Raw genomic sequence first — 14,870 nt, 5'->3', positions numbered from 1 at the left:
TATTGTTTCAAAAAAATTGCTACAAAAGTTTAAGAGATGGTTAAAGAGGATTCCACAATTAGGTTTGTGGTTTCATGGCAAAAAAGAATGTGCTATCTTTGCGGTTCAAATTACACGCATTCAAAATGGAAATAGGACATTACAATACGCTCAAAATTGCAAGGGAAACCAAAGTCGGGCTTTATTTAACCGATGGTAAGGATGATGTTTTATTGCCTTTAAAATATGTTCCAAAAGAATATGCAATAGGGGATGAGATTATAGTGTTTGTCTATCTTGACCACGAAGAAAGACCGGTTGCAACTACGCTGGAACCTTATATTTTGATGGATGAATTTGGATTGCTGCGTGTGAATTATGTCAATAATGTTGGCGCTTTCCTCGATTGGGGATTGGAAAAAGATATCCTGGTTCCATTCAAGGAACAGGCAAGGCCAATGGAGAAAGGCAAACGATACCTTGTCTTTGCCTACATCGACGAAAAAACCAACCGTATTGTCGCCTCAAGTAAAACCAATCAGTTTTTGGACAATGAAAACCTGACCGTTGCTGTAGGTGATGAAGTGGATTTAATCATTTCGCACATCACCGAATTGGGAATCAATGTCATTATCAACGATATCCACAAAGGATTGTTGTACAAAGACCAGGTTTATGATGACATCCGAACCGGAGACCGTATGACCGGTTATATCAAAAATATCCGCCCTGATCATAAGATTGATGTTTCGCTCCAAAAACTGGGTTATGAAAACATCGAACCCAATGCCGAGAAAATCCTTGACGAATTAAGAGCCAGCAGAGGTTTCCTTAGGCTGAATGACAACAGCCATCCCGAAGACATTAAAACCGTATTGAAGATGAGTAAAAAAACCTTTAAGAAAGCCATTGGCTCACTTTACAAGGACAAACTTATCGAGATAAAGGAAGACGGGATTTATTTGGTAAAGGAATAACTATTCGCCAAGTTCGAGTTCGGTTGGAACCGGAGTTTCAATCTCTGTTTTCTTTTTGTAAAAAAGACTGCTAACCATACTCAAGGTCGAATAAGGCCTGTTGGAATATTTATTTCCCAAACAAACAACGGTCACCGTGTCCTTTTTTACAGGTACAAATGACGTATTATTTCCATGCCACCAACCATTGTGATACACCATTTTTTCTCCTGTTGGAGGCAGAAAACGCATACGCATTCCTAAACCATAATCCTTGATTGGTTTTGCCACTTTGCCCGCACTATATCCAAAATAAGCTTCCTGCAATAGTTTTTGGTCGATGAAATTCGGAGAATAGCAGCCCAAATCAAATTTTACCAAATCCCTTGGCGTTGAATAAATATTCTTATCGCCATACAAATTGTCAAACTGATCCCAAGGAAAAATCATGTTGCCTTTGTACGACTTAGAAGCTGTTTCCCTGTCATTGTCATAGTCAAAGACAAAGGTGTTTGTCATTCCTAAAGGTTTGAAAACCAGTTCCTGCATCGCCCTGCGATAATTTACACCAGTTGCTTTTTCGATAATCAGGGCCAAAATCACATAGTTGGTATTGCAATAATCGAAATGCGTATCATTTGGGGTCACCAATCGGAATTTGTTTTGTACCAATAAATCAAAAACATCCTGATTGGTCAATATTTTACGCCTGTCCCATCTTTTTTTCATCAAACCCGGGAAGTTGGCATAATGCTGCAAACCGCTTCTGTGGTTGAGCAATGTTCGGATCGTGGTGCTCTTGTATGGAAAATCGGGAAGCCAATCAATTACTTTTTGGTCGAGCATGATGTTGTCCTGCTGTACCAATCGAAGGATTGCGGTGCAGGTTAAAACCTTGCTTACTGAAGCCAAATGGATTGGAGTGTTTTTGTCAATTTTCTGTCCGGTTCTTGCATTTGCATACCCTTTATAATCTTCATAAAGTACGCGGCCATTTTTTACGACAATAAATCCACCGCTATAAAAAGGGGAATTTATATTCTTGTTGTAAAAGGAATCTATGTAATGCCTTTTTTCAGAGATGTAAGTTTCAGAAACCTTTCCCATCCGTATCGGGAAATTAGATTTTACAAACAGGCTGTCATCTGGATTGTGTGTATTGGCTCCAATATCAGCCTGTCCGGAATTGGGACCGGAAAAATAACACATCAGTGATAGGAAAAAGGTAATAAACGTAAGCTTCATAAGAATTCTAAACTTTACAATAATACCAATATTTGACTAAAATAAAAAAGTGATTTTGTAAAGTTATCAGCTAGTTATTAAACAAAAATAAACCTGACAAGTTTTTTAAGACTGGCCAGGTTCGGGGCAAAAACACAAAAAGAATTAATAACTAACTTAAAGCTGTACTTTTATCGGTAACACATAGAGTGTCCTTACTTTTTCGCCATCCTTATAACCTGGTGACCATTTCACTTTTAGGGCTTTCAGCACGCGAATGGCTTCCCTCTCGAGGTTTTTGTCAGAGCTTCGCATTACTTTGATTTCGCTCATTGAACCGTCTTTTTCAATGACAAAAGACATGATAACACTAATGGAACTCAAGTGTTCATCTACTTCTGGTTTGTCAATATTTTTTCCAACATATTTATAGAATTCGTCAATACCTCCGGGATAAGCAGGCAGTCTGTCCAATTCGTTGGTTGTCCTTGCTTTATCATCACCGGTTTTTGTTCCGGTCATCACTGTAGTAGTCGTAGTTGTTCCGGTTGTGTTTGTTGTAGTCGTCGTTCCTGTAGTGTTGCCACCATCAGTCCGATTATCGGTAGTTGGATTTTCCTTTAATTCCTTATTGGTCTTAACGTCATCAAAATTTTCCTTAACCAAAACGGCATTTTTTAAATCTTCCTTCTCGATTTTTTTCTTTGTTTCCTCTTTCTTTAACGGAGCCACTACTTCCTCTTTTTTAGGCTTTTCTTTTTTAGGATAGTTAAAATCAGAAATAGTTATGATGATGTCGTCATCTTCCAATGCTGCAGTTTTAGGGTTATCCCCAAAAGAAGAAAGCAGCATCCAGGAACCAATCAAAGTAAAAATCAAAAGTAAACCACTGACAAAGGCAATTACTGTGGTTTTAGGGTTTTCCTGACGCAATTGGTAAGCGCCATAAGCTTTGTTTCTGTCTTCAAAAACTAGTTCAGTCCAGTTTTTTTCATAAATACTAACGTTTGACATGATTAAATGGTTTATAAGTTAAGTATCTATGTTACATAAGCGTTGGTTTTTATTATATAACGCAGGAAATATGAAAATAGTATATCAATCTGTCAAATATTTTCAGATTAATAAAAGGAAACCCTTAAAAGACTAAGAATTTAAAAGGGATTTTAAGAAAGATTATTTTTTGCTTTCGATGATTTCGGCCAATAGTTTTTTGGCGCGAAGCAATTTGATTTTGACATTGCTCAAGGGTTCGCCCAATTGCTCGGCAATTTCCTGATAACTCATTTCCTGAAAATAACGCAGCTGGATTACTTCCTGGTAATGCGGTTTCAATTCCTTGATGAACTGTAATAATTGTGATAGGTTTTGCTCCGTAATCAAAGCATCTTCAACAGAAGGGGAAGTATCGGCAACATTATAAGCCTGTTGATCTTCCTCGTCGGTGATTTCAACAAACAAGGTGGATTTCTTTTTGCGCAGCATGTCAATATGGACATTTTTGGCAATGGCAATCAACCAGGTATTGAACTGGAATTCGGGATTGTAAGTAGCAATTTTATCAAAAGCCTTAGAAAAGGTTTCAATAGTAATGTCCTCGGCATCGGTTTCGTTTTCGGTACGTTTCAGCATAAAGCCATAAACCTCATTCCAGTAATGGTCCAGCAGATAGGTAAAGGCAACCTGATCACCTTTTTTGGCTTTTTCTATGTACGGATTTATTTCCAATGTACCGGTTTTGAGAATGTATTGGTAATGAATACATTCAGTTGCGTGAAAATTAAAACAATTTCAATGATTGGAAACCAATACATTACGTCTTTTTCCTTAAGCTTTCCTGCAGCAAATCCCATCGTAATCCATGCAAAAATATAGCGGAAGCCAATGATGCTCACTACCGCAATCCATTGAAACTGGAATGCCAGTAAAACAATCGGCAGCAACAAGAACAGCAATTGCGAAAGATAGAATATCCCCAATTGGTTCTGGTCAAATATTTTATAATGCTTGGCTGTTGAAACGTGGCGCCTTTTTTGGGTAAACCAATCCTTGAAAGAGGTTTTTGGTTTGGAATAAGTGAAACTATCCTGCAAATAACAAACCGTTGTGTTTTTCTTTTCTGCAGCCTGGTTGATGAATAAATCATCATCTCCTGAACGGATTTTCATGTGGTCCATAAAACCGCGAACCTTGAAAAACTCTTCTCTTTTGTAAGCCATATTACGGCCAACGCCCATATACGGTTTTCCTAATTTTGCCCAAGAAAAATATTGCGTAGCACTTAGCAGAGTCTCAAAACGGATGATTTTATTCAGGAATGAACCCGCTATTTTTTCATAAGCACCATAACCCAAGACAATTGTTTTTTCAACAGTAAACTGCGAGCTCATATTGGCAATCCAATCTTGTGAAGCCGGAACACAGTCGGCGTCAGTAAACAAAAGGTATTCGTATTTCGCTGCTTTGATTCCAAGGGTTAAAGCGTATTTTTTATTGCCCCAAAAAGCTTCGTTATTCTCCACTTTTACCAGTTTGATATTCGAATGCAGTTTTTCAAACTCTTCAAAAATCTCCAAAGTATCATCGCTTGACGCATCGTCAATCAAAACAATTTCAAATTGCGGGTAATTTTGCTCTACAAGCATCGGGATTAACCTTCTGACATTTTCCTCTTCATTTTTTGCACAAACAACCACCGAAATCGGAATTCTCTTTGGAGTTGCATTTTGTGGTTTGGCAAATGAAAATTTGCCAAAGACTACAATATAATAAATGAATTGTATGACAACAATGGCAATAAATAAACAGAATAAAGTTAGTAACATAGTGCTTTTTCGACTTTTAAAAAGGACTGCAAATGTACAAAATCAATTGTGAACTTTAGATGAAGAATGCGGAAATTTTAGCCTTGAAGATTTCTGTTTTTCTTCATTTCATCAGCAACGGCTATGGCTTGGTTGTCGTTGGTTTTTTCCAATTCCGAAACGATGTTTTGGTAGTTTTTGTCATCTCTGCCTTGTGACATCTTTTTCACAGCCTGAATATCTGAGATTTCAATTTCGAACGAAACTATTCCTCTTGCCTGCATCAGCGTTTTCTTTGACATATCTTCTACACGAACCGGTTTTTCCGATTTGGCTTCGTACTTATCAACCAGTTTTTTTAGGGCTTCAATGCTCTCGTCGAGCGAATGGATTTTTACCTTTCCATAAACATGGACTGCGAGGTAATTCCAGGTTGGAACATTTTCATGGTCATACCAGGATGAGGAAATGTATGCATGTGAACCCGAGAAAACAGCAAGTACTTCATCATTAGCCTTAAAGCTCTCAGCCTGTGGATTTTCTTTGGAAACATGACCAACCAGAAACTGCTTTTCGTTCTTTTCTTCCAAAAACAATGGGATGTGTGTTGCCCAAAGTTTTCCATCAGTTTGGTTTACCAAAATCGCAAACCCATTCTGATGGATGAAATTTTGGATATCCTGTTGGTTTTCGTTTTTATAAATTTCCGGAATGTACATTATCTCTATTTAAATTACATTAACTTCCGCCTCAATCGCAATGCCAAATTCCTTTAGGATTGTCGCCTGGATGTCTTTTGAAACTGCCAATATTTCCTGTCCTGTTGCATTGCCATAATTTACCAAAACCAAAGCCTGGTTTTTGTGTATTCCCGCATCGCCAAAACGTTTTCCTTTAAACCCGGCGCGTTCAATCAGCCAACCTGCAGGAACTTTAACTTCAGTTTCCGAAACGACATAATGGGGCATTTCAGGATGCAAAGCGTGTGCTTTTTCGTATTGTGTTTTGGGTATGATGGGATTCTTGAAAAAACTTCCGCTGTTTCCGAGCTCTTTAGGATCGGGCAATTTGCTTTGACGAATGGCAATAACGGCATTCGAAACATCTTTCAAAGTAGGAGTGGAGACATGCTGTTTTTCCAACTCCTTAGTGATGTCGCCATATGAGGTATTGATTTTATGATTGCGTTTGGTCAGTTTAAAAACTACAGAAGTTATGATGAATTGGTCTTTTACTTCGTGCTTGAAAACACTTTCGCGGTATCCAAAATTACAATCTTCCTTAGTAAAGGTTTTCATTTGCTGGCTTGCGATATTGACTGCCTCACACGAAACAAAAGTGTCCTTGATTTCAGTGCCATAAGCGCCAATATTCTGAACCGGTGTTGTACCTACATTTCCGGGAATCAAAGACATGTTTTCCAAACCGCCAAAGTTTTGACCGATGGTCCAAAGCACAAACTCGTGCCAGTTTTCGCCAGCCTGAGACTCTACCCAAACATAATCTTCGTCTTCCTTGATGATTTTTTTTCCTTTTAAATCGATGTGGATCACCAATGCCTGAATATCCTGTGTCAGCAGCATGTTGCTTCCGCCACCCAATATGAATTTTGGTTCAGATTGATGTTCTTTTAAAATGGTTTTTAATTCGTCAACCGAATGGACTGCAACAAATTGCCTTGCCTTTGCTTCGATGCCGAATGTGTTGTATTTTTTGAGGGAAAAATTATGCTGGATATTCATATTCTAAAAAATCTATCTGATGACAAAAGTAAGTCAAAGATTTTTTAAACGAATTTATTATAATAGTTTTTTTGCCATTTGTGAAGCATAAATATTGGCATGAAATACGGCAGGATTTTGGTGTTTCCTTTTCTGATTTCAACAACCATTTTTTGTCCGTCCAGATTTTCCAGCATTGGCATTTCAAAAATCGGGCTTTTGGCAAAATTGTCCAGTTCGTCAATAAATCTCGGGAAACTCAACAAATAACTTCCCCAAGGTGCACTCAAACCAATTTTCCTGAAATCGACAATCTCTCTTGGAAGCTTGTCTTCCATTGTGGTTTTCAGAATGAACTTTCCTTTTTTACCGGTAAACATCCATTTGTCATCCAAAGTTCCCAAACCTGCGATTAACCTTTGATCCAAAAACGGTTCACGGCATTCAATCGAAGTTCCCATTGTACAGCGGTCATTTCGGTCCAAAAGCGAACACATATAGGTATGCTGGTCAAAATACAAAGCCTGTCGCTGCAGGTTTTTTGGATACAATTCCTGAGCTTCCTTTAGGATTTGGTGACGGTATTCATTGACCGGTTTCTGTTTATTTCCGTAAAACGAATTGATATCTTCAGGATACACATTCGAACCGTTGAAAATCACCAAATCGGAGTCGCTGTTGATTTTGGAATAACGGAATAATTTATCGTAACGCGGTTTTTTATTAAAGGTTTCAAACTTGCTGATTTGCGAAATTACCTTGAGCAATGATGGATTTTTCAAGGCTTTGTAGCGAACATAACCACCCATCAATTCGTCTGCGCCTTCGCCCGAAAGCAATACTTTTACTTTTGGCTTCGCCAATTTGGCTATGGCCAGAAGGTGAGGCTCGTTAAGATGCATGATTGGCTCATCCTGGTAATACGAGGTTTCGATTAGGTTTTGGTACAAACTTTCATCTTCCAGTTTGGTATGGTTGAAAGTATAGCCGTATTGGTCGGTTATTTTTTTTGCCAAATGGTATTCATTGTGCTCTTCTTCGGAAAAACTGATGTTGAACGTTTCAATTTTTTCAAACTTCTGTTCGTGCAAAGACGATAGGATAGAGCAGGAATCCAATCCGCCACTCAATAAAACCCCAACGGCTACATCACTGACCATTCGTAGTTTCACCGATTCGAAAAAGGTTTCCTCAAACCATTTTTTCGGATTCAGTATTTGCGCATGGTTCTGGATTTGTTCCTTTAAATTCCACCAACGGGTTGTTTTGCTGTTTCCGTCCTCATCAATAATCATATGATGGCCCGGAAGTAATTTCTTTACGTCAGCAAACAGGGTTTCCTCTCCGGCAACAAAACGGTTGAAAATGTATTCTTCCATGCCATTTTCAGAAATCTGAAGCGGAACTCCGGCAGCAAAAAGCGCTTTCTGTTCGGAAGCAAAATATAAAGTGTTTTTATGAATACAGTAGTATAAAGGTTTTACACCCATTCGGTCACGGCAAAGCACGAGCTTCTTTTCAAGGGTATCCCAAATGGCAAATGCAAACATTCCGTTCAAACGATGCAGCATTTCCAAACCATAGATTTCGTAGAGTTTCAACAAAACTTCGGTATCGGAACTGGTTTTTAATTCAATGCCTTTGGCTTTTAATTCGGGATAAAAAGATTGGTAGTTATAAATTTCTCCGTTGAAGACAATGATATAACGACCGTTGCCAGAAACAAAGGGTTGGTGACCTCCAGCCGAAGTATCAATAATCGATAAACGCCTGTGGCCTAATCCGATATTGTTGCTGATGTATATGCCTGAGTCATCCGGACCTCTGTGTTCCAAGATGTCACGCATTTTTATCAGTTGATTTTCATCAACCTGTTTATAATTTAAATGGAAAATTCCATTAATCCCACACATATTCCTTTAAGTAGTAGTTGATTTAATTTTAATTAAATCATTGTAAGTATCTGCTATTTTTTTCATGTTGACTTGGTAATTGGCATTTTCCTCCACAAATTTCCTGTTTGAAACAATAGCTTTTTTTGTAACATTACTATTGTTAAATGCCCACTCCAATTCTTCGGCTAATTTAGTATGATTTTCTGATGGTACAAGTATTCCGTTTACTTTTTCTGTTATCCAGCTTCTATTACCCGGTAAATCACTTACAATTGGAAAGGAACCACAAGCCATGGCTTCAAAAAGTGAAGCAGAAACCCCTTCGGTTATGGGCATGCTGATATAGAAATTGGATTCCTGCAAATACTTTGGAATATCATTGTTGTTAATCCTGCCCACAAAATCGACTTCGTTTTCAATATTTAATTCCTTTGCCAAATGTTGAAGGTTTTCAAGCTCCGTTCCATCGCCAATGATCGTAAGCCTGAATGGGATTTTATTTTGCTTGACAATCGAAAAGGCTTTTAAAATAATGTCATGCCTGTATTCAGGTTCCAAAGCACGTGTAACAATTGCCTGAATCATTGTGTCATCGTGGATGTCCTTAAATTCAAAAAAATTCAGGTTGATCCCTTTTGGTAAAACCATCACTTTCGACATGTCTACATTACTTTCAACCATGTGTTGCGCCATCACATTTCCCCAGGCATGGATTAAATCGGCTTTACGGAAGGCAGTATCCTGAAGCACTTTTTTGAAAATGTAAAGTGGCGAGCTGTGTGGCCACAAATCGGTTATGCCCTGTTGTGCAACTGCCATCGGTTTTACACCCGAAATTGCTGCGAGATAGCCATAACTGGTTGTCCTTTCGGCAATGACCATATCGGGCTTGAATTTTTTTGCAATGCTTTTTATGGATAGTATGGCTTTGGCCAATTCAAAAATCCGTTTAATACGGTTGACGCCATTACTGCTTGTTTCAAGTTCCCAGGTTACGATTTCGAAGTTGCCAAATTCCCTTAGACCGTTCATCCAGGTAATGGCATCAGCGCGATAGGTTTCGCCAAGAAATAGGATTCGTTTTTTCGACATTTGATTTAATCTTCCGTTTCCAGGGCTCTGTTTAAAAAGTCATTCATTGGTTTTAGCGCAATTAATTTTTGGGCAACAATTTTGCTGAAATCCTTATCTAAAAATAATTTGTCATCAATTTTTTCCGAAGCCGTAAAACTTTTGAGTTTCAAAAACTCGATTGCCGGATGATCTGCTTCAAAATCCTTGGGTGCTTTTTTGAGCGTATTGTTTTCGTCACGTGTCATGGCACCAAACTCCGATTTGAATTTTTTATCGTTGACGATTTTTTCCAAATCGTCGTGGAAAAATGCAATTTCCTTTCGGATCTGTTTAAGTTCGTTTGGTTCCGGACACCAACAACCACCGGCGATAAAAGAATTTCCTTTCTCAAAATGAATGTAATATCCGGGAGCATTTTTGCGGTTCATATTTTGGGACATCCAAACACCAATGTTGGTTTTGTAGGGTGATTTATCCTTAGAAAAACGAATGTCGCGATTGATTCGGAAGGTACAGTTCTTTACTTCCAATCCTTCTAGCTTCTTGTCCAAAGGTTTCATTTCAGCTAAAATGGAAGCTATGTAATTGTGGTACTCTTTCTTGAAGTTCTCATACCTTTTTTTGTTGGCATGCATCCAATCGGTATTATTGTTGGCAACCAAATCTGCCAGGAACTGAACTGCTTCTTTCGTTAACATAATTACAAATGTTTTTTTAAATCCTCTTCTGAAATATAGCCTACATTGCGCCAAACCTCTTTGCCTTTTTCATAGACAATTATAGTAGGTAATCCTTCTAAATGGAGCTGTTCCACTATAGTTTTATTTTCATCGGCGTCCAACTGTACGATTTTAACGCTGTCTTTCATTTCAGTCTGCATTTTTAAAATAAATGGTTTCATTTTCTGACAAGGAGCACACCATTTGGCATTGAAATCAATCATGACCTTATCGCCTGACTTTAGCAATTCGCCATATTCCTGATCGCACATCCCAATAATTTTGTCACTTGGCTTTGATACCGAAGCATCTGCTGCTTTCCATTTCATTATTCCGCCTTCAAGATTGTAGATTTCGGTGAATCCTAACTCAGCTAATTTATCTGCGGCATTCGCACTTCTTCCGCCAACTTTACAATACACAAAAACCGGTTTTGATTTATCGAGTTTCCCTGTCTGAGCAACAAAATCATCGCCGTTCCAGTTTATATTGGCAGCATTGCCGATGTGACCGCTGTTATATTCTTCCGGAGTTCTTACGTCAAGCAATTGGGGATTTTCAGTAACGCTTAATTTTTCCGCATACGTTTTTGCATCAATGGTGTGGATGTTTTTTGAAGTCTGTCCATGACAACTGATGAATAAAAAGGATATTAATATGAAGGAAATGAATTTCAGTTTCATAGTGTTAAAATTTTTGCAAAATTACAAATTTGGGCAATACTAAAGATTAAATATTTTATAGCTCTGATGCGTTGTTTTTACTATGTTTTCCGTCCGTTCCGGATGTGTATCCGAAATGAATAACTGCCCAAATTCATCGTTATTGACCATTTCGATAATCTTGCTTACGCGAAATTCGTCGAGCTTGTCAAAAATGTCATCAAACAGCAAAATTGGTTTTTCGCCACTTTGTTTTTTGACAAAATCAAACTGCGCCAGTTTGAGTGCAATCAGAAAAGATTTTTGTTGGCCTTGGGAACCAAATTTCTTGATTGGATGATGGTCTATTTCAAAAGACAAATCGTCTTTATGGACGCCAACAGAAGTATATTGCAACGCCCTGTCTTTTTGAAGATTTTGTTCCAATAAGGTCAAGGTGTCATTTTCAAACAAATCGCTTTGGTAAACCAACTGAACGGTTTCTGCCGAATCGGTGATGTCCTGATGGTACTGATTGAATATCGGAATGAAATCGTTTAGGAATTGCTTTCTTTTTTCAAAAATAGCCTGTCCTAAAGCATTCAATTGCTCATTATATATGGATAAGGTGTCGTTTTCAAAAATATGGTTTAGTGCAAAATATTTTAGCAGGGCATTGCGCTGGCTGATGATTTTCTGATACTGGATCAATTGCTGTAAATAGGAATTGTCCAATTGCGAAATGACACTGTCTACAAATTTCCTTCGGGTTTCGCTTCCTTCGATGATTAAGTCACGGTCAGCCGGAGAAATGATTACAAGCGGAATAAAGCCAATATGGTCCGAGAATTTCTCATAGATTTTGCCATTGCGTTTCATGATTTTCTTTTGGCCTTTTTTTAGGCTGCATAAAATCTGCTCGTGCCTGCCGTTTTTTTCAAACTCGCCATCCACAACAAAAAAATCTTCATCATGCTTGATGTTTTGCACCGCCAAAGGGTTGAAATAACTTTTCCCGTTTGCCAAATGATAAACAGCGTCGAGGATGTTGGTTTTTCCAATGCCATTTTTACCCACGAAGCAATTGATTTTGTCATCAAGTTCGAAGGTGACTTCCGAGAAATTTTTGTAATTGAGTAATGAAATCCGCTTTAAAAACAATTTGGTTTTTGCTTAAAATTAGTGCTCTAAACTTGAGTGGTGCAAATTATTCAAAAATATCGACAAAAATAGCTTTAAAATATGAATTAATTTTTATTTTTGCGCACACTAAATTAAAAATAGATGGCAACTTTTAACAAAAGAGGATATAAAGCACCAAAAGAAAAAGCTGAAAAATTAGATAATAATTTTATTGAGGAAAACATTAATGTTGACGAAAAAGATAGTGCAACTGCAAAAGCATTTGACACTTTAGACCAAACTGCATCAAGAGCAGAAGATTTCGCAGCAAAAAACCAAAAAGCTATTATCGGTTTTCTTACTGTTGTTGCTTTGGCTACAGTTTCTTATTTATTGTATCAAAAATTTATTGCTGAGCCAAAACAAAATGAGGCAGCAGATGAATTGTTCGTAGCACAGCAAAACTTCCAGAAAGCGGTTGATGATGCAACCGGAACAAAAACGGACTCATTGTACAACTTAGTGTTGAAAGGTTCTGAAGGTAAATTTGGAGTTGTTAAGATTGCTGAAGAATATTCAGGAACTGACGCTGGAAACCTTGCCAACTACTATGCAGGTATTGCTTACCTGAACACTAAAAAATACGCAGAGGCTATTACAAGTTTGGAGAAATTCAAATCGGATGATATTATGTTGAGCACTTTGGCTATTGGAGCTACAGGTGATGCTTATGCACAACAAAACAAACAAAAAGAAGCTTTGGAATTCTACATCAAGGCTGCTGATAAAAGTCAAAATGATTTTACAAGACCAAGATATTTATTGAAAGCTGGTAAAACTGCTTTTGAATTAGGAAATAAAGCTGATGCTTTAAAATACTTTACTGATATCAAAGACAACTTCGAAGCTTCTCCTGAAGCTCAGGGAATCGATGCTTTGATTGGTTTGGCTCAATAATTTTTAAGGAAAAATAATTTAAAAAGGATTAAGGATTGTATCTTTAATCCTTTTTTATTTTCAAAAACAAATTTTATGGCAACAGCAAATAAGAACTTATCCAATTATGATAAAAACAGCCTGCCAAACGCGAAGGATTTCCGGTTTGGGATAGTGGTTTCAGAATGGAATGACCATGTGACCAATGGGCTTTATAATGGGGCAGAAGCTGCATTATTGGATTGTGGCGCAAAAGCTGAGAATATTATCCGTTGGAATGTTCCCGGAAGTTTTGAATTGGTTTATGGCGCACAGCGAATGATAGTAACCCAGGAAGTTGATGTGGTCATTACGATTGGCTGTGTCATCAAAGGAGAAACGATGCATTTCGAATTTGTCTGCGAAGGCGTAACCCAAGGCATCAAGGATTTGAATGTCCAAACCGATGTTCCGGTGATTTTTTGCCTGTTGACAGATAACAACGAACAGCAATCCATTGATAGAAGCGGAGGAAAGCACGGAAACAAAGGAACCGAAGCTGCAATCGCCGCAATTAAAATGGCTGAGTTAAGAAGGAAAACGATGTAATCCCTATATCAAAAAGGCGCTCCACTGGAGCGCCCTTTTTTAACACCTAATTTTGACAGCAATTTTTATTGTAGTTGTATTTCCTCAAGGGTAGTGTAGGATGCCTGGTAAATCCCTTTTTTGAAAAACAAATATTGCCGATCAATCTCTTTTTTTCCAGTAAGATCAAATAAGAATCTCGATAAATATTTTTTAGTTAAACTGGATTTATAATATTCTGTATCTACTCCGATAATATTGTTTGCCAAATTATACTTCTCTGACATTTCCTCATTACTATAGTATTCAGAAACCACATATAATTCAAGATTTTTCAAATTGCATTTGCTTTGAACCAAGTCTGGCGGGATGCATATAGAACTATGGCATTTAGGACTCCAAATATATACAACAGAATATTCATTGTAGCCTAAATTCTTCCTTACCATTTTACCATTAGTTACAATAACCTTGTCTTTAAAGATTTCATTGTTAAAATTGGTAATTTTAGAAGTTTCATCAACTTTTTTGTATAAATCTGGATTTTCAGATTGTGCTTTTTTATAATAACCATATAATCCATAGAAACGGCCTTTGATGCTACAGGAAGTAAGCAGAAATGCAAAACATAATATGATGTAATTATTTTTCATAACAGGTTTTACAAAACAAAAATCATTGCTTATTATTTATATCATTATTATCAAGACATATAATCCTGTAGTCAAAATCATTTTCATTCTGCAGTTTTGTTATTACCGCACTGATTTTACTTTTGGCAAGATTTCCTAATTTATAGGAATATAAAAAAATCAAAGTGTTTTTGGAATGATCAATATTGAATTTTTCTAATATCCCTGATTCTGAGACTTCCGATTTATTTAAGTCATTAGATTGAGTTACAAACATTTTATACAAGGTTATTATCTGACCGGAACAACTTTTAATTTTTAATTGATCAGCACTAACAAAATAATTAGTATTAGCTATGCCATAATAAGTACTTAAATGATTATTGACGATTTCATATAAAAGAAGATTAAGATCGTTATCATTTAAGATAACCAATTTGTCTTTTGAAAAATGTTTGTGTTTACTGATTCTCTCAAGATATACTTCTTTTGAATCAAATTTATATTTTGAATTTACATTTTCAGTTACAGAAACAATAGTGCTGCAAGAGATGAAAAATAAAAAGATAATAAAAAATGATAACGACCTTAATTCCATAT

Annotated in this window: 16 protein-coding genes; 3 read left to right on the top strand and 13 right to left on the bottom strand. The window is 37.1% G+C overall.

All coding sequences use genetic code 11. The features are described from left to right. Window positions 1–125 precede the first annotated feature (125 nt). Window positions 126–956, top strand: a complete 831-nt coding sequence (locus L1S31_RS08685; RefSeq protein ID WP_236464337.1) for a CvfB family protein — start codon at window positions 126–128, stop codon at window positions 954–956. Here the strand turns inward: L1S31_RS08685 and L1S31_RS08680 are convergent, their stop codons facing one another. The 11 genes from L1S31_RS08680 to recF form a co-directional block, all read right to left on the bottom strand. Continuing rightward, window positions 957–2,180 (bottom strand): serine hydrolase domain-containing protein, encoded by a 1,224-nt coding sequence (locus tag L1S31_RS08680; RefSeq protein ID WP_236464336.1) that lies wholly within the window; start codon window positions 2,178–2,180, stop codon window positions 957–959. A gap of 156 nt (window positions 2,181–2,336) precedes the next feature. Beyond that, window positions 2,337–3,173: an energy transducer TonB gene (locus L1S31_RS08675; protein ID WP_236464335.1), complete on the bottom strand. Its 837-nt coding sequence runs from the start codon at window positions 3,171–3,173 to the stop codon at window positions 2,337–2,339. Between the two features lie 162 nt (window positions 3,174–3,335). Next, entirely contained in the window at window positions 3,336–3,887 is a 552-nt protein-coding gene (locus L1S31_RS08670; protein WP_236464334.1) for an RNA polymerase sigma factor, read from the bottom strand. Then, window positions 3,878–4,984, bottom strand: a complete 1,107-nt coding sequence (locus L1S31_RS08665; RefSeq protein ID WP_236464333.1) for a glycosyltransferase — start codon at window positions 4,982–4,984, stop codon at window positions 3,878–3,880. The genes L1S31_RS08670 and L1S31_RS08665 overlap by 10 nt, the downstream gene beginning before the upstream one ends. A gap of 77 nt (window positions 4,985–5,061) precedes the next feature. Continuing rightward, window positions 5,062–5,682, bottom strand: a complete 621-nt coding sequence (locus tag L1S31_RS08660; protein ID WP_236464332.1) for an FMN-binding negative transcriptional regulator — start codon at window positions 5,680–5,682, stop codon at window positions 5,062–5,064. A gap of 9 nt (window positions 5,683–5,691) precedes the next feature. Next, a complete protein-coding gene (gene murB, locus L1S31_RS08655) occupies window positions 5,692–6,705 on the bottom strand; it encodes a UDP-N-acetylmuramate dehydrogenase (protein ID WP_236464331.1) in 1,014 nt (337 codons plus the stop codon). Window positions 6,706–6,749: 44 nt separating this feature from the next. Further along, window positions 6,750–8,597 carry an asparagine synthase (glutamine-hydrolyzing) gene (gene asnB, locus L1S31_RS08650; protein ID WP_236464330.1) on the bottom strand — a complete coding sequence of 616 codons (1,848 nt, stop codon included), beginning with the start codon at window positions 8,595–8,597 and terminating at the stop codon, window positions 6,750–6,752. A gap of 6 nt (window positions 8,598–8,603) precedes the next feature. Then, window positions 8,604–9,671 (bottom strand): glycosyltransferase, encoded by a 1,068-nt coding sequence (locus L1S31_RS08645; RefSeq protein WP_236464329.1) that lies wholly within the window; start codon window positions 9,669–9,671, stop codon window positions 8,604–8,606. A gap of 5 nt (window positions 9,672–9,676) precedes the next feature. After that, complete coding sequence (locus L1S31_RS08640; RefSeq protein ID WP_236464328.1) at window positions 9,677–10,351, bottom strand: DUF2461 domain-containing protein; 675 nt, start codon at window positions 10,349–10,351, stop codon at window positions 9,677–9,679. Between the two features lie 2 nt (window positions 10,352–10,353). After that, window positions 10,354–11,055, bottom strand: coding sequence for a rhodanese-like domain-containing protein (locus L1S31_RS08635; protein ID WP_236464327.1), 702 nt, complete (start codon window positions 11,053–11,055; stop codon window positions 10,354–10,356). 39 nt (window positions 11,056–11,094) lie between these two features. Beyond that, on the bottom strand, window positions 11,095–12,174 hold the full coding sequence (gene recF, locus L1S31_RS08630) for a DNA replication/repair protein RecF (RefSeq protein ID WP_236464326.1): 1,080 nt from the start codon (window positions 12,172–12,174) through the stop codon (window positions 11,095–11,097). Between the two features lie 123 nt (window positions 12,175–12,297). Between recF and L1S31_RS08625 the strand changes: the two genes are divergently transcribed. Together L1S31_RS08625 and ribH are read left to right on the top strand one after the other, a co-directional pair. After that, window positions 12,298–13,092 carry a tetratricopeptide repeat protein gene (locus L1S31_RS08625; RefSeq protein WP_236464325.1) on the top strand — a complete coding sequence of 265 codons (795 nt, stop codon included), beginning with the start codon at window positions 12,298–12,300 and terminating at the stop codon, window positions 13,090–13,092. A gap of 75 nt (window positions 13,093–13,167) precedes the next feature. After that, window positions 13,168–13,659 (top strand): 6,7-dimethyl-8-ribityllumazine synthase, encoded by a 492-nt coding sequence (gene ribH, locus L1S31_RS08620; protein ID WP_236464324.1) that lies wholly within the window; start codon window positions 13,168–13,170, stop codon window positions 13,657–13,659. Between the two features lie 65 nt (window positions 13,660–13,724). Here ribH and L1S31_RS08615 read toward each other — a convergent pair whose 3' ends face one another. Together L1S31_RS08615 and L1S31_RS08610 are read right to left on the bottom strand one after the other, a co-directional pair. Next, on the bottom strand, window positions 13,725–14,291 hold the full coding sequence (locus tag L1S31_RS08615) for a hypothetical protein (RefSeq protein ID WP_236464323.1): 567 nt from the start codon (window positions 14,289–14,291) through the stop codon (window positions 13,725–13,727). Window positions 14,292–14,313: 22 nt separating this feature from the next. Further along, window positions 14,314–14,868, bottom strand: a complete 555-nt coding sequence (locus L1S31_RS08610; protein ID WP_236464322.1) for a hypothetical protein — start codon at window positions 14,866–14,868, stop codon at window positions 14,314–14,316. Window positions 14,869–14,870 lie beyond the last annotated feature (2 nt).

The organism is Flavobacterium wongokense (genome assembly GCF_021608265.1).
GTDB lineage: Bacteria > Bacteroidota > Bacteroidia > Flavobacteriales > Flavobacteriaceae > Flavobacterium > Flavobacterium wongokense.
Note: the sequence above shows the minus strand (reverse complement) of the source record. Positions and strands in the feature narration are given on the sequence as shown.

What these genes read in the sequence shown, in the direction of transcription:
- L1S31_RS08685 (WP_236464337.1), top strand. Translation starts at nt 126, where the DNA reads ATGGAAATAGGACATTACAATACGCTCAAAATTGCAAGGGAAACCAAA.
- L1S31_RS08635 (WP_236464327.1), bottom strand. Translation starts at nt 11,055, where the DNA reads ATGAAACTGAAATTCATTTCCTTCATATTAATATCCTTTTTATTCATC.
- L1S31_RS08665 (WP_236464333.1), bottom strand. Translation starts at nt 4,984, where the DNA reads ATGTTACTAACTTTATTCTGTTTATTTATTGCCATTGTTGTCATACAA.
- L1S31_RS08625 (WP_236464325.1), top strand. Translation starts at nt 12,298, where the DNA reads ATGGCAACTTTTAACAAAAGAGGATATAAAGCACCAAAAGAAAAAGCT.
- L1S31_RS08615 (WP_236464323.1), bottom strand. Translation starts at nt 14,291, where the DNA reads ATGAAAAATAATTACATCATATTATGTTTTGCATTTCTGCTTACTTCC.
- murB (WP_236464331.1), bottom strand. Translation starts at nt 6,705, where the DNA reads ATGAATATCCAGCATAATTTTTCCCTCAAAAAATACAACACATTCGGC.
- L1S31_RS08660 (WP_236464332.1), bottom strand. Translation starts at nt 5,682, where the DNA reads ATGTACATTCCGGAAATTTATAAAAACGAAAACCAACAGGATATCCAA.
- ribH (WP_236464324.1), top strand. Translation starts at nt 13,168, where the DNA reads ATGGCAACAGCAAATAAGAACTTATCCAATTATGATAAAAACAGCCTG.
- L1S31_RS08675 (WP_236464335.1), bottom strand. Translation starts at nt 3,173, where the DNA reads ATGTCAAACGTTAGTATTTATGAAAAAAACTGGACTGAACTAGTTTTT.
- L1S31_RS08640 (WP_236464328.1), bottom strand. Translation starts at nt 10,351, where the DNA reads ATGTTAACGAAAGAAGCAGTTCAGTTCCTGGCAGATTTGGTTGCCAAC.
- asnB (WP_236464330.1), bottom strand. Translation starts at nt 8,597, where the DNA reads ATGTGTGGGATTAATGGAATTTTCCATTTAAATTATAAACAGGTTGAT.
- L1S31_RS08680 (WP_236464336.1), bottom strand. Translation starts at nt 2,180, where the DNA reads ATGAAGCTTACGTTTATTACCTTTTTCCTATCACTGATGTGTTATTTT.
- L1S31_RS08645 (WP_236464329.1), bottom strand. Translation starts at nt 9,671, where the DNA reads ATGTCGAAAAAACGAATCCTATTTCTTGGCGAAACCTATCGCGCTGAT.
- L1S31_RS08610 (WP_236464322.1), bottom strand. Translation starts at nt 14,868, where the DNA reads ATGGAATTAAGGTCGTTATCATTTTTTATTATCTTTTTATTTTTCATC.